The sequence below is a fragment of the Streptococcus parasanguinis genome (assembly GCF_019929185.1).
GTDB classification, from domain to species: domain Bacteria; phylum Bacillota; class Bacilli; order Lactobacillales; family Streptococcaceae; genus Streptococcus; species Streptococcus parasanguinis_O.
The window spans coordinates 157,003-170,014 of record NZ_JAHZPC010000003.1 but is presented as its reverse complement, the minus strand read 5'-3'; the positions used below and the strand labels follow the sequence as shown (position 1 = coordinate 170,014).

Annotated in this window: 17 protein-coding genes; all 17 read left to right on the top strand. The window is 43.5% G+C overall.

Features of this window, described 5'->3' with window-relative positions; all coding sequences use genetic code 11:
* Positions 1 to 2: 2 nt before the first annotated feature.
* The 17 genes from K1I56_RS03480 to folE all read left to right on the top strand — a co-directional run bounded on the left by K1I56_RS03480 (position 3) and on the right by folE (position 13,009).
* Entirely contained in the window at positions 3 to 143 is a 141-nt protein-coding gene (locus tag K1I56_RS03480; RefSeq protein WP_003004308.1) for a hypothetical protein, read from the top strand.
* Positions 136 to 1,446: a glycosyltransferase family 2 protein gene (locus K1I56_RS03475; protein WP_223325264.1), complete on the top strand. Its 1,311-nt coding sequence runs from the start codon at positions 136 to 138 to the stop codon at positions 1,444 to 1,446. The genes K1I56_RS03480 and K1I56_RS03475 overlap by 8 nt, the downstream gene beginning before the upstream one ends.
* A gap of 8 nt (positions 1,447 to 1,454) precedes the next feature.
* The gene (locus tag K1I56_RS03470; protein WP_223325263.1) at positions 1,455 to 2,558 is read left to right on the top strand and encodes a family 8 glycosyl hydrolase; all 1,104 of its coding nucleotides are present in this window, start codon (positions 1,455 to 1,457) and stop codon (positions 2,556 to 2,558) included.
* 221 nt (positions 2,559 to 2,779) lie between these two features.
* A complete protein-coding gene (locus tag K1I56_RS03465) occupies positions 2,780 to 3,169 on the top strand; it encodes a DUF1033 family protein (protein WP_070587909.1) in 390 nt (129 codons plus the stop codon).
* Between the two features lie 87 nt (positions 3,170 to 3,256).
* Positions 3,257 to 4,198 carry a competence type IV pilus ATPase ComGA gene (gene comGA / locus K1I56_RS03460; RefSeq protein WP_223325262.1) on the top strand — a complete coding sequence of 314 codons (942 nt, stop codon included), beginning with the start codon at positions 3,257 to 3,259 and terminating at the stop codon, positions 4,196 to 4,198.
* Positions 4,131 to 5,162: a competence type IV pilus assembly protein ComGB gene (gene comGB, locus K1I56_RS03455; RefSeq protein ID WP_223325280.1), complete on the top strand. Its 1,032-nt coding sequence runs from the start codon at positions 4,131 to 4,133 to the stop codon at positions 5,160 to 5,162. Before comGA ends, comGB begins: the two co-directional genes overlap by 68 nt.
* Entirely contained in the window at positions 5,159 to 5,476 is a 318-nt protein-coding gene (gene comGC / locus K1I56_RS03450; RefSeq protein WP_049489153.1) for a competence type IV pilus major pilin ComGC, read from the top strand. Before comGB ends, comGC begins: the two co-directional genes overlap by 4 nt.
* Positions 5,466 to 5,870 (top strand): competence type IV pilus minor pilin ComGD, encoded by a 405-nt coding sequence (comGD, locus tag K1I56_RS03445; RefSeq protein WP_003004513.1) that lies wholly within the window; start codon positions 5,466 to 5,468, stop codon positions 5,868 to 5,870. The genes comGC and comGD overlap by 11 nt, the downstream gene beginning before the upstream one ends.
* Complete coding sequence (gene comGE, locus K1I56_RS03440) at positions 5,836 to 6,123, top strand: competence type IV pilus minor pilin ComGE (RefSeq protein ID WP_223325261.1); 288 nt, start codon at positions 5,836 to 5,838, stop codon at positions 6,121 to 6,123. The genes comGD and comGE overlap by 35 nt, the downstream gene beginning before the upstream one ends.
* Positions 6,113 to 6,565: a competence type IV pilus minor pilin ComGF gene (gene comGF / locus K1I56_RS03435; RefSeq protein ID WP_223325260.1), complete on the top strand. Its 453-nt coding sequence runs from the start codon at positions 6,113 to 6,115 to the stop codon at positions 6,563 to 6,565. Before comGE ends, comGF begins: the two co-directional genes overlap by 11 nt.
* The gene (gene comGG / locus K1I56_RS03430; RefSeq protein WP_223325259.1) at positions 6,552 to 6,989 is read left to right on the top strand and encodes a competence type IV pilus minor pilin ComGG; all 438 of its coding nucleotides are present in this window, start codon (positions 6,552 to 6,554) and stop codon (positions 6,987 to 6,989) included. Before comGF ends, comGG begins: the two co-directional genes overlap by 14 nt.
* Positions 6,990 to 7,019: 30 nt before the next feature.
* Complete coding sequence (locus K1I56_RS03425) at positions 7,020 to 7,973, top strand: class I SAM-dependent methyltransferase (protein ID WP_223325258.1); 954 nt, start codon at positions 7,020 to 7,022, stop codon at positions 7,971 to 7,973.
* A gap of 51 nt (positions 7,974 to 8,024) precedes the next feature.
* Positions 8,025 to 9,218: an acetate kinase gene (locus K1I56_RS03420; protein WP_223325257.1), complete on the top strand. Its 1,194-nt coding sequence runs from the start codon at positions 8,025 to 8,027 to the stop codon at positions 9,216 to 9,218.
* Positions 9,219 to 9,290: 72 nt separating this feature from the next.
* Entirely contained in the window at positions 9,291 to 10,022 is a 732-nt protein-coding gene (locus K1I56_RS03415) for a CPBP family intramembrane glutamic endopeptidase (protein ID WP_317627937.1), read from the top strand.
* Positions 10,023 to 10,184: 162 nt separating this feature from the next.
* Entirely contained in the window at positions 10,185 to 11,135 is a 951-nt protein-coding gene (gene folP, locus K1I56_RS03410; protein ID WP_223325255.1) for a dihydropteroate synthase, read from the top strand.
* The gene (locus tag K1I56_RS03405) at positions 11,136 to 12,446 is read left to right on the top strand and encodes a bifunctional folylpolyglutamate synthase/dihydrofolate synthase (RefSeq protein WP_223325254.1); all 1,311 of its coding nucleotides are present in this window, start codon (positions 11,136 to 11,138) and stop codon (positions 12,444 to 12,446) included. It abuts the gene before it with no gap.
* An 8-nt stretch (positions 12,447 to 12,454) separates the two neighbouring features.
* Entirely contained in the window at positions 12,455 to 13,009 is a 555-nt protein-coding gene (gene folE, locus K1I56_RS03400; RefSeq protein WP_003019101.1) for a GTP cyclohydrolase I FolE, read from the top strand.
* Positions 13,010 to 13,012: the final 3 nt, after the last annotated feature.

Genomic DNA, 13,012 nt, shown 5'->3' with positions numbered 1-13,012 from the left:
ACATGTCTCTTACAAATATATTTTTTAATATAGCTGTAGGCATCAGTGTATTTTTTGCCTTGTGCTTTATTGTATTATTTGTAGCTTATACGGTGATTTACCGCCGTGTCAATAAAAACTTTAAGGCGGTGGACCATGATTAGTCAAATTGTGATGATTATTGCCTTGATTTCGATTTGGCTGTCCTTAGCCTGGGGCTTAGTAATCCTCTTTTCAGCCGTTCATTTTTGGTTTAAACACAGTGATTTTCGTGTCAATACGGATCCGCTTCCTTATTATCCAAAAGTGACGATCGTCGTACCTGCCCATAATGAGGATGTGGTTATTGCACAGACAGCCAAAGCGATCCTTGATTTGAACTACCCACATGATCGTGTAGAATTACTACTGTTTGCGGATAATTGTTCCGATCGCACTTATGAAGAGTGTTTGGCAGTTAAAGCATTGCCAGAGTATGCAGGACGTGATTTGACCATTATCAATCGAAGCGGGACAGGTGGGAAAGCCGGTGTGTTAAATGACGCTTTGGCCATGGCGACCGGAGACTATATCTGCGTCTATGATGCAGATGCCATGCCTGAAAAGAATGCTCTTTATTTCCTTGTGAAAGAAGTCCTCAAAGATCCAGAACGCCATGTGGCTTCTTTCGGCCGCAATAAAACGCGGAATGCCAATCAAAACTTCTTGACCCGCTGTATCAACCAAGAGATTGTTGTCACCCAACGGGTCCACCATGTGGGCATGTGGCATCTCTTTAAGATTGGACGGATTCCAGGAACTAACTTCATTATTCAAACCGAATTTGTCAAGAGTATTGGAGGATGGAAAAACGGTGCCTTGACTGAGGATACGGATATTTCCTTCAAGATTATGCAAAGTGGGAAGTTGATTGCGCTAGCCTATAATTCAGAAGCCTTCCAACAAGAGCCAGAGACTCTGAAGAGTTACTATATGCAGCGGAAACGTTGGGCCAAAGGGAATTATGAAGTGGTTCTTTCCAACTTCAAGCATTTATTTGGTAAGGGAAATTGGCGCGTGAAGTTAGAAGTGACCAACTATTCCTGTGTCTTCTTCTGGTTTAACGCTGCCATCGTCTTATCGGACTTGATCTTTTTTGCCAATATTCTAGCCATGTGTATCCATACAGTGGTGCCAGGTGTGCAAATTCCATTTGCCTTTGATTCTGAAAATATCTATATTGCGCAATTGATGCTCTTCAATTGGATCTTGATGATCGGGCTTTATCTGCTTCAGATTAATGTAGCGCTGGCTTCACAATTTGGGCAAGCCACTACCAAGCAAATTTGGTTGGCCTTGGCTGCCTATTTCACCTATTCTCAACTGTTTATCATTGTGTCGATTGATGCCATCTCTTCGATTGTGATGGATAAACTATTGCACCGGAAAGAAACCAAATGGGTTAAAACAAAACGATTCGCAGGATAGGAGAAATTATGAAAACGAAAAAGATGAGATATGTATGGTTTCTAGTCATCCTTTGCATTTTCTGTTTGACCTTGTTTTTAGCGAGAACGCGAAGTAAAGTGGAGATGCGAAATCGAATTTATCGTCAGTGGAATGAGCATTTTGTTGTTTCAAAAGGGAAAGAATCCTATGTTCGAACCACCAATGATAGCAATCAAACGGTAGTGTTATCCGAGGCGCAAAGTTATGGAATGCTCATTACTGTTGCAGCTGCCGAAAAAGGACAAGCCCAACAAGCAGACTTTGACCGACTCTATCACTATTATCTAAATCATCGCTTAGAAGGTACCCAATTGATGTCTTGGAAACAAACCATCAGCAATGGAAAAGCAAAGGATGAGGATCATAACGCTACAGATGGAGATCTCTACATCGCCTATGCTCTTCTAAAAGCTGCTCAGCAATGGCCAAAGCAAGCTAAAGACTACCAGGCTCAAGCCAAAGCGATTTTAGAAGATATTCTCGCACACAACTACAATGAAGAAACTGGTGTGTTAACGGTGGGGAATTGGGCCAATCAGGACTCGGAGTTTTATCATTTGATGCGGACGTCTGATACATTGCCAGCGCAATTCCAGATCTTTTATGAAGTGACAAAAGATTCGAAGTGGTTGGATATCAAAGAAAAGATGTTGCAGCAACTCCAAACGATCAGCTCCCAAACCAAAACAGGTTTACTACCTGATTTCATCTGGGTAGATGAGCAAGGAACGCGCGTAGCGGATCCAAAGACGATTGAATCCAAGTATGATGGTGCATACTCGTATAACGCTTGTCGCCTTCCATACAACCTTGTTCAAAGTAAGGACAAAACCAGTCAACAATTGGTGAAAAAGATGCTTAACTTTTTCAAGAGTCAAAGAAACCTGTATGCAGGTTATGACTTGAAAGGGAAGGCCTTGAACAATCATCAGGCAGCAAGCTTTTTGGCACCGATTGTCTATGCCTCTGAACATGAAAAAGGCTATTTGAAGTTGGTTCAACAGAACAAGTATATCTTTACACAAGATCTACCTCTGAATAACTATTACGATGCAACCATGACAACCATGATTGCACTAGAATTGTTCTAATACTTGAGAAAAGAGAGTTCCCAAAGATGGATCGCCATTTTGTTGGGACTCTCTTCTTTTGATTCTCGAAAAAAGGACCCAATAGCAATTAGGCAGTCTATTTTTGGAAAATAATGGCGAAAATCACCTGAAAACTATCTGAAAAATCATGCTCTGAGCAGAAAACTTTTATTCTCAAAGGATTTTCTATATAATAGAGGATACAAAGGATGGAAGAGTTTATGTATCGAGTGATTGAAATGTACGGGGACTGTGAACCCTGGTGGTTTTTAGAAGGTTGGGAAGATGATATCGTGAGTAGTCGGAAGTTTGAAGACTATTACCAGGCTTTGAAATACTACAAGCAGAAGTGGTTGGAGTTAAATGAGCACTTTCCAAGTTATAAGAGTCGGAGTGATCTCATGACGATCTTTTGGGATACCAAGGAGCAAGAGTGGTGTGAGGACTGCAGTGAAGATGTGCAGTTTTTCCATTCGATTGTCCTTCTAGAAGACGAGCATAAGATCCCTAAAAGCAAGCTCCGCCCAGGCTACGAAAAGGAAAGAGGCAGTCGCAAACACCGTTCTTGTCAATATACACTCGATTCAAAAAAGGGGACGACCCTGTCATAAGAGAAATGCGGAAGATTTTTTAGAGCGATCTAGAAAGTCTTCTTTTTTTGTCTTCTTTTTCGAATAGTATAAGTGAGAGGAGGAACTATGGTTCAAGAAATTGCAAAAAAACTGATCCGCATGGGGAAAAAGGAAGAAGCTCAGGATCTTTACTTCATTCCTCGGAAGGAGGAGTACCAGGTTTTTATGAGGGTGGGAGATGAGAGGCGCTTTGTACAATCCTTCCCGTTTGAGGAGATGACGGCTATTATCAGCCACTTTAAGTTCGTAGCAGGTATGAATGTGGGAGAAAAAAGGCGCAGCCAGCTAGGATCGTGTGATTACCCTTTGGAGGCTGGAGTGGTCTCGATTCGTTTGTCGACTGTGGGGGATTATCGTGGCTATGAAAGCTTGGTTATTCGGCTTTTGCATGATGAGGAACGCGAATTACGGTTTTGGTTTGATCAATTGCCGGACTTGAAGAAGAAATTGGCTGGTCGTGGGCTTTATCTCTTTGCAGGTCCTGTTGGTTCGGGAAAGACCACTCTCATGCATGCTTTGGCGCAAGAGCGCTTTGCGGACCAGCAAGTCATGTCTATTGAAGATCCTGTCGAGATCAAGCAGGATAATATGCTTCAGCTTCAGCTGAATGACCAGATTGGCATGACCTATGACAACCTGATCAAACTCTCCTTACGCCATCGGCCGGACCTTCTCATCATTGGAGAGATCCGAGATAAGGAAACAGCTCGTGCAGTCGTACGAGCTAGTTTGACAGGAGTCACCGTCTTCTCTACTATTCATGCCAAGAGCGTTCGAGGTGTTTATGAGAGACTCTTAGAACTTGGAGTGAGTGAGGAAGAGCTCAAGATTGTTTTACAAGGTATTTGCTACCAACGATTAATTGCAGGAGGAGGTGTGGTCGATTTTGCGACGGAAAATTACCAAGAGCACTCAGCCAGCCGCTGGAACCAACAAATGGATCTCTTGGCTCAATCGGGATATATCCAGCTGGCTCAGGCCCAAGCCGAAAAAATTATCTACCGCTAAACAAAAGCAAATCATCGAATTATTTTTGAATCTTTATTCGAGTGGTTTTCATCTGTCTGAGATCGTCGATTTTCTGGATCGCTCTCATCTAGTGGAGAGTCGTTTGGTTTCCCAGATGCGAGAGGATCTCTCGCGGGGCCGGAGTTTTTCAGAGATGATGGCAGGGATCGGTTTTTCAGATGCGGTGACGACACAGCTGTCTCTCGCTGAGCTTCATGGCAATCTTGCATTGAGCTTGGAGAAAATCAGTGCTTACTTAGAAAACATGCGCAAGGTCAAGAAAAAGCTGATTGAGGTGAGCACCTATCCTCTTATCTTACTTGGATTTTTAGTTCTGATTATGCTAGGCCTGCGCAATTATTTGCTTCCTCAAATGGATGCTCAAAATATTGGGACGCAATTGATCAGTTCCTTCCCCCAACTCTTTTTGGCCTTAGGAGCGGGACTGGTGACCTTCTTCTTACTCGGCTTTCTCTATTATCGGAAGTCAGGCAAGATCAACGTTTTTAGAACCTTGTCTCATCTGCCTTTCGGAAAAGGCATGATTCAAGCTTATTTGACAGCCTATTATGCCAGAGAATGGGGCAATCTGATTGGGCAAGGATTGGAGTTGTCTCAGATTTTTTCCATGATGCAGGACCAAAAATCCCAGCTTTTTCAAGAGATTGGAAGGGACTTAGCTCTTTCTTTAGATCGTGGCCAGTCCTTTTCAGAGACGGTCAGGGGGTATCCTTTTTTCAAAAAAGAATTGCCCCTTATGATTGAATATGGTGAAGTCAAATCAAAGCTCGGAAGTGAGCTAGAGATCTACGCAGAAAAAACATGGGAAGATTTCTTTCGTCGGGTTCACAAGGCCATGAATGTGATACAACCCTTGGTGTTTATCTTTGTGGCTCTTGTGATTGTGTTACTCTATGCAGCCATGTTGATGCCGATTTATCAAAATATGGAGGTTCATTTATGAAAACATTAAAAACCTATAAGGTTAAAGCTTTTACACTTATTGAAATGTTGGTGGTCTTATTGATCATCAGTGTGCTCTTATTGCTCTTTGTGCCGAATTTGACCAAGCAAAAAGACTCCGTGAAAGAGACAGGAAATGCAGCGGTTGTGAAGGTGGTCGAAAGCCAGGCTGAATTGTATGAGCTCAATCATACCAATGATCAAGCCACTCTATCAAAGCTAATTGCTGATGGAAATATTACCAACAAACAAGCAGAATCTTATCGTGCCTATTATGCGAAAAATAGTGGAGAAACTCGTGCGGTTGCAGATTAAGGCCTTCACCTTGGTGGAGACCCTTCTGACCTTGATGATCGTCAGTTTTATCTATCTGGGCTTATCGGGATCGATCAAGACGAGCTTTCAGCAGGTGGAAGAAAAAGTATTTTTTGCAGAGTTTGAACACCTCTATCAAGAAAGCCAGAAGATAGCCTTGGCAAGGCAAACGGAATTGGATGTTGAAGTGACTGCAAGGAAGATTCAAACGCCCTACCAGACAGTGGAGATTCCTGATTCTGTTATTTTGCAAGATCCTAAAACTATTCGTTTAGACCGTGCAGGTGGCAATTCATCCCTAGCCAATGTTCACTTTCAGACACAGAGAGGAGTGGTGACCTATCAACTGTCGCTTGGAAATGGGAAAATTAAAAAAAGTATCCGTTCCCGCTAGTATTCTCATAGAATCCTTAGTTGCCTTGGGTTTATTTGCCATGATTACGACCTTATTGTTAGGGGAGATCCGGCGTTCGCGCAAGGAGCGACTAGCGGATTTCAAAGAGGTAGAGGTCTTATCTGTCGCTCAAATGGCGCTTCAGACAGGGCAAAATCATCTAGAGGCCAATGGTATTCAGGTTCAAGTCGAAAAAGATGCCGATCAACTCACGGTCTATCATCAAGGAAAGGTGGTACTGCATGTGGAATAAAGGAAAGGTCAAGGCCTTTACCCTGCTCGAAGCCTTGGTCGCTCTCTTAGTGCTTAGTGGGGGAGTGTTAGTCTTTCAAGGCTTGACCAAGCTCCTGCATGCTGAATTGGACTACCAGGCGCATCAAAAGCAGGAAGAATGGATACTTTTTCAGCAACAATTGCAGGTGGAATTGGACCGGAGCCATTTTGAAAAAGTAGCGGACAATCATATCTACTTGGTTCAGGATCAAAAACCAATTGCTATTGGTCAATCTAAAGGAGATGATATCCGAAAAACAGATGATAAGGGCAGGGGCTATCAGCCTATGATTTCAGGGGTTCGCTCTAGCCAAATTTGGCAGGAGGGAGAGTTGATTCATCTGCGGTTGAATTTTGAAGAAGGTCTAGAAAGGGAGTATGTCTACCATGTGGTACCAGCGATGCAAAATGAAAATAGTTAAGGCTGGTGTCTTGCTCTACGCCCTCTTGATGGCAGCGATTTTTAGTCTCTTGCTTCAGTTTTACCTGCACCGTCAGGTTGCGGAGAGACGGATCTTAAAGACGAGTCAAGATCGCCTTCGGGCCTATGCTTTGGTGCAATTGGCTCTTGAAAAGAGAAAGAGTGATGAGAAGACATCGGAGATTCATTTAAAGTCTGGAAAAGTTCAGCTAAAAAAGGATACTGGTTTTCTTCATACCCAAGCTGAGATGGATGGCGAAAGCTATGAGTTTGTCCTTCCTGTAAGGGAAGAAAAAGAAAGTAGCAAGAGCCAAAAAGAAAAGAAGAAGACACAGAAAGATAAGGAGAAGGCAGGGAGCGAAACGCCTTCTGAAGAGACGCCAAACGAGATCAAGGAACCATCAGAAAATAGCGAAAAAGACTAATTTTTGGTATGATAGGGTGCGGAGGAAATCATGAATTTCGAAAAAATTGAACAAGCCTATACCTATCTATTGGAAAACACTCAAAGTATTCAAAATGAATTGTCGACCAACTTTTATGACGCCTTGATTGAACAGAATGCCATGTATTTGGGTGGCAAGACAGATCTAGACATTGTTAAAAACAATAGCAAAAAATTAAAAGAACTAGGTTTAAGTAAGGAAGAATGGCGCAGAGCCTACCAATTCCTTTTTATGAAAGCAGCTCAGACAGAACCTTTACAAGCGAATCACCAGTTCACACCAGATGCGATTGGTTTTATCATTACATTTTTGATCGATCAGTTGGCCAAAAGCGACCAACTGGATGTCCTAGAAGTGGGAAGTGGAACCGGAAATCTCGCTGAGACTATTGTCAACAATAGTCGCCTCACGATTGATTACTTAGGATTGGAAGTAGATGATCTTTTGATTGACCTATCTGCTAGTATCGCAGATGTGATGGAGTCTAGTGTTGTCTTTGCACAAGGCGACGCGGTGCGTCCGCAAGTGTTGAAAGAAAGTGACTTGATCGTTAGTGATCTTCCTATTGGATACTATCCAGATGATGCAATTGCCCAGCGCTATCAGGTAGCGAGCTCCGAAGGCCATACCTATGCCCATCACCTCATGATGGAACAGGCTCTGAAATACCTGAAACCTCAAGGAGTAGCCATCTTTTTAGCTCCAAACAACCTCTTGACGAGCCCTCAGAGTGATCTTTTAAAAGCTTGGCTAACAGACAAGGCTCAAATCCTTGCCTTGCTGACCTTGCCAGAATCTCTCTTTTCAAATCCAGCCTATGCTAAGACGATTTTCGTCCTACGAAAACAAGAAGAAGAGTCTGTTCAGCCCTTTGTCTATCCGTTTACCGATCTCCAGGATCACGACCAGGTGGTTCACTTTATGGAAAGTTTCCAAAACTGGTTAAAGGATAATGAAATTTGATCAAAGATCTGATATAATAGAGGAAGTGAAAACGCTTAATGAGGTGAATATATGTCGAAAACAATTTCTATTAATGCAGGAAGCTCTAGTTTGAAATGGCAATTGTACCAAATGCCAGAGGAAACTGTTCTTGCAAAAGGGTTGATTGAACGGATCGGTTTGAAAGATTCTATTTCAACTGTTAAATTTGATGGACGCTCTGAAAAACAAGTATTAGATATCCAGGATCATACACAAGCTGTAAAAATTTTGTTGGATGATTTGATTCGTTTTGATATTATCAAATCCTACGATGAGATTACAGGTGTGGGCCACCGCGTCGTTGCTGGTGGAGAATACTTCAAGGATTCTGCCTTGGTAGATGACGAAGTCCTTCGAAAAGTAGAAGAATTGTCTTTGTTAGCACCTCTTCATAATCCTGCAAATGCAGCTGGAATTCGTGCCTTTAGAGAGATTTGTCCAAATATTACCAGTGTTGTGGTATTTGATACTTCTTTCCATACAACTATGCCGGAAAAAGCTTATCGTTACCCTCTTCCAACTAAATATTACACAGAAAATAAGGTCCGTAAATACGGCGCTCATGGAACCAGTCATCAGTATGTAGCTGGTGAAGCTGCTAAACTTCTTGGAAAACCATTAGAAGAATTGAAATTGATCACCTGCCACGTTGGAAATGGTGTATCTGTTACAGCGGTTGACAAGGGAATCTCTGTCGATACCTCAATGGGCTTCACCCCTCTAGGTGGCGTCATGATGGGAACGCGGACAGGGGATCTCGATCCAGCGATTATTCCTTACTTGATGGAACATACAGAGGATTTCAATAAGCCTGAAGACATCAGCCGCATCTTCAATCGTGAATCAGGTCTTCTGGGTGTTTCTGAATCTTCTAGCGACATGCGGGATATTCATACAGCGATGCACAATGGAGACGAAAAAGCCAAATTGGCTTACGATATCTTTATCGATCGTTTGCAAAAATACATTGGTCAATACTTAGCTGTCTTGAATGGTGCAGATGCCATCATTTTTACAGCAGGGATCGGTGAAAATGCAGTAAACGTTCGTTCTTCTATTATCAATGGGATCAGCTGGTTTGGATGCAAGATCGACCCTGAAAAGAACGTCTTTGGAGTTGTCGGAGATATTTCCACAGACGATTCCCGTGTGAAGGTATTGGTTATTCCAACTGATGAAGAGTTGGTGATTGCGCGTGACGTTGAACGTTTCAAAAATCAGTAAACTGAAATAAAGTGAGAAGGCTAGAGGCGAAAGCCCCAGTCTTCTTATTTTATACGAGAAAGAGGTTGTCCATTGAAAAAAATACAGTCTTTTGTTCGAGAGCACCCATTATGTAAGAATGCTCTCTGGCTCCTGCTTTTTGTACCCTTATTCTTTCTTTCACAATTTCCCCTCATCACTATGGTTTATTCCCTTCAAGAAGGAATGGATGCAAGGTGGATCACTATCCTCACTCTCTTGGTAACAGTGATGGTGCTATTTATTTTTTATATAGTCATAAAGAAGAGCCCTCTGGAAAACTTAGATGTTCGGGTCATAACCTGGCCGGCTCTGGGGAGAAATTTTCTTTTTCTTCTCTTGTTGATGGCTAATAACTTGCTAGCCTATCCCTTATTGAAACAAGAGGCAGGTAGTACGACGGCAAACCAAGCGGCTCTGAATGAACTGCAATCTCATGCTCCTTTTCTTGCTATGGGCATGGTCGTGATCCTTGTTGCTCCGATTCTAGAAGAGCTGCTCTGTCGGGCCATCATCCCTCGTTTGATCTTTCGAGGGGCAGAACCAATCGGTTACCTAGCTGGTGCTCTCTTTTTTACCTACTTGCATGGACCGAGTACCCTAGGGGAATGGGTAGCTTACGGAGGCATGTCCTTGATCTTAACTTGGGTGGCTTATCGCTACAAGCGGATCGAATATAGCATTTGCCTTCACATGACCTTGAATGCGCTGGCTTATTATTATCCAGCTGTATTCCTCCTTTGTTTATTGCCGGTATCGAGAGTTTTCTTCCATGATAAATTATGATAAAATGGTAGGTACCAATGAGTTTTGATGCAGAACCTTCTTACAGAAGGTCAGAAAAAATCAGAAATCCGTATGGAGAGTAGACTCAGAGGTTTAGAACACTTGTTCTAGCCTCTTTTATTCGCAATCATGCTGTAGGAAGGGAACCAAAGGAGAACGAAAATGATTGATAAAAAATGGCTGAGTGGCCAAGGGACCCTTCTTTGTGGGATCTTAAATGTCACTCCGGATTCATTTTCTGATGGCGGTAAGTATACGAGTGTGGATGCAGCCTTGCAACAGGCGAGAAAACTGATCCAAGAAGGAGCTCAGATCCTCGATATCGGAGGAGAATCAACCAGACCAGGAAGTCATTATGTGGAGATCCAAGAAGAGATTGACCGCGTGGTTCCAGTGATTAAAGCCATTCGGAAAGAAAGTGATGTCTTGATCTCGGTGGATACCTGGAAGTCTCAAGTGGCGGCGGCGGCGCTCGAAGCTGGAGCTGATATTGTCAACGATATTACTGGTTTTCTTGGAGATCCTAAGATGGCTGCTGTCGTCGCGGAGCATGAAGCGAGCGCAGTTCTCATGTTTAATCCAGTGATGGCAAGACCGCATCATCCAAGTTCCACTATCTTTCCAAGTTTTGGTTTCGAACCAGTCTTTTCAGAGCAAGAGCTTCAACAGATGGCTCAAGAACCGATTCAAGACTTGATGTGGACCTTCTTTGACCGCTCGCTTGCTGAAGCGAAAGCAGCCGGTGTCCAGATGGATCGTATTATGTTGGATCCTGGGATCGGATTTGGGTTGACCAAGCGAGAGAACTTACTCTTATTACAAGAACTTGGGACGATTCACCAAAAGGGGTATCCGATCTTTCTAGGGGTCTCCCGCAAACGCTTTGTGGTCAACATTATTGAGGAAGCTGGATTTGAGACAGATCCTGCAACGGAGACTGGTTTTTGGAATCGGGACCTGGCTTCGAGCCATTTGACGAGTATTGCAGCCAGTCAAGGAGTCGAAGTGGTGCGGGTGCATGATATTCCCCTTCACAAGATGGCAGCAAGTCTAGGCCAAGCCATTTTCCAAGCCCAAGAGGCAGCAGATACCAATTTAAAACAATACAAGTAAATGAAGACAAAAGAACATCAGTTGGATCTTCGTTGGCTAGAAGCCTATCGTTCTCAAGATCCACATTTCGGCTTGGAGCGCATGGAAGCTCTCTTGGCTTTGAGAGGAAATCCTCACCTAGACTGTCGGGTCATTCATGTTGCGGGGACCAATGGCAAAGGCTCTACCATTGCCACCTTGTCCCAACTCTTGAGGCAGGCAGGTTTACGAGTTGGAGTCTTTACCTCTCCTTATCTGATCCATTACAATGACCAAATCACCATTAATGGCGAAGCCATTTCGGATCAAGACCTGCAAACCTACCTGGATAGTTACCAGCAACTCCTGGAAGCTGAACAATCAAGGGCTGTTTTTCAAGGGTTGACTGAATTTGAAGTGATGACGGCCATCGCCTATGATTATTTTGCTCACGAGGAGCTGGATTATGTGATCATGGAAGTCGGTATGGGGGGACGACTAGATAGTACCAATGTCTGTCAGCCTGTTCTGACTGCGATCACTTCGATTGGCTTGGATCATGTCGCCCTTCTTGGGCCAGATCTGGCTTCCATCGCCCGTGAAAAGGCAGGCATCATTAAGCCAGGAATTCCTCTGGTTCTAGGGAAATTAGAAGCAGAAGCCAGCCAAGTCATTGAAGGCATTGCGATTCAGAAGCAGGCACCGATAACAGCCTATGACAGAGATTACCAAGTTGAGCTAGAGGCCTCTTGTCTATCGGGCCAATCCTTTTCTTATCACAGTTCCAAAAGAGAAACAGCCTCCTATCAAGTAGCGCTCTTAGGTCATCACCAGGCTAGAAATGCAGCTCTTGCGATCAGTATCTGTGATGTACTTTTTGAAAGAGAAGGGCGTGAACTCTTGTCAAGAGAGTTAGTGGATGAGGCCTTGCATCAAGTCGTCTGGCCTGGCCGGATGGAAGTGGTCTCGCAAAATCCCATGATCTTACTAGATGGGGCCCATAACCCCCATGCCGTTGCGCCTTTGATCGCAAGTCTTCGGGAACTGTTCCCAAGTCAAAATAAGACCATTCTTTTTACCTGCATCCGGACCAAAGCCTTAGAAGAGATGCTCATTCAGTGGCAGGAACTAGAAAATAGTCGCTTGATCCTCACGAGCTTTGAAGATCCAAGAGCCTATTCTCAAGAAGAGATAAGAGCTGCTGCGAAAAACCATCAGCTTGAGGAAGTCAACTGGCAAGAGTTTCTACAAAACTGGCAAGCTGAAGGCAATGAGCTCCTCATTGTAACGGGGTCGCTCTACTTCCTTAGCCAGGTACGACCTTATTTATTAAAAACAGAAAAATCCAACTAGGAGATGATATGGATACAAAGAAAATTGAAGAAGCAGTGAAAATGATCATCGAGGCAGTCGGTGAAGATGAGAACCGTGAGGGACTTCAGGAAACGCCGACCCGCATTGCCAAGATGTACCAAGAAATCTTTGCAGGACTAGGGCAGACAGCAGAAGAGCACCTGTCTAAATCATTTGAAATCATTGATAACAATATGGTGGTCGAGAAGGATATCTTCTTCCATTCCATGTGTGAGCATCACTTTTTACCATTTTATGGAAAAGTGCACATTGCCTACATTCCAAATGGCCGTGTGGCTGGGCTTTCAAAACTGGCTCGTACGGTCGAAGTTTACGCTAAAAAACCACAGATTCAGGAACGTTTGACGGTAGAAATCGCAGATGCCTTGATGGAATATCTTGGAGCACAAGGAGCACTTGTCTGGGTAGAAGCAGAGCATATGTGTATGAACATGCGTGGTGTCCGTAAACCTGGGACCGCTACAGTGACAACTGCTGCGCGTGGACTGCTTGCGACAGATAAAGACTTAAAAAATGAAGCCTATAAACTCATGGGCCACTAATGG

Bases quoted from the DNA above. Each gene is read 5' to 3' on its own strand.
- K1I56_RS03470 (WP_223325263.1), top strand. From the start codon at position 1,455: ATGAAAACGAAAAAGATGAGATATGTATGGTTTCTAGTCATCCTTTGC.
- comGF (WP_223325260.1), top strand. From the start codon at position 6,113: ATGTGGAATAAAGGAAAGGTCAAGGCCTTTACCCTGCTCGAAGCCTTG.
- comGA (WP_223325262.1), top strand. From the start codon at position 3,257: ATGGTTCAAGAAATTGCAAAAAAACTGATCCGCATGGGGAAAAAGGAA.
- comGE (WP_223325261.1), top strand. From the start codon at position 5,836: ATGGGAAAATTAAAAAAAGTATCCGTTCCCGCTAGTATTCTCATAGAA.
- K1I56_RS03420 (WP_223325257.1), top strand. From the start codon at position 8,025: ATGTCGAAAACAATTTCTATTAATGCAGGAAGCTCTAGTTTGAAATGG.
- K1I56_RS03465 (WP_070587909.1), top strand. From the start codon at position 2,780: ATGTATCGAGTGATTGAAATGTACGGGGACTGTGAACCCTGGTGGTTT.
- K1I56_RS03405 (WP_223325254.1), top strand. From the start codon at position 11,136: ATGAAGACAAAAGAACATCAGTTGGATCTTCGTTGGCTAGAAGCCTAT.
- K1I56_RS03480 (WP_003004308.1), top strand. From the start codon at position 3: ATGTCTCTTACAAATATATTTTTTAATATAGCTGTAGGCATCAGTGTA.
- folP (WP_223325255.1), top strand. From the start codon at position 10,185: ATGATTGATAAAAAATGGCTGAGTGGCCAAGGGACCCTTCTTTGTGGG.
- K1I56_RS03475 (WP_223325264.1), top strand. From the start codon at position 136: ATGATTAGTCAAATTGTGATGATTATTGCCTTGATTTCGATTTGGCTG.
- comGG (WP_223325259.1), top strand. From the start codon at position 6,552: ATGAAAATAGTTAAGGCTGGTGTCTTGCTCTACGCCCTCTTGATGGCA.
- K1I56_RS03425 (WP_223325258.1), top strand. From the start codon at position 7,020: ATGAATTTCGAAAAAATTGAACAAGCCTATACCTATCTATTGGAAAAC.
- folE (WP_003019101.1), top strand. From the start codon at position 12,455: ATGGATACAAAGAAAATTGAAGAAGCAGTGAAAATGATCATCGAGGCA.
- comGC (WP_049489153.1), top strand. From the start codon at position 5,159: ATGAAAACATTAAAAACCTATAAGGTTAAAGCTTTTACACTTATTGAA.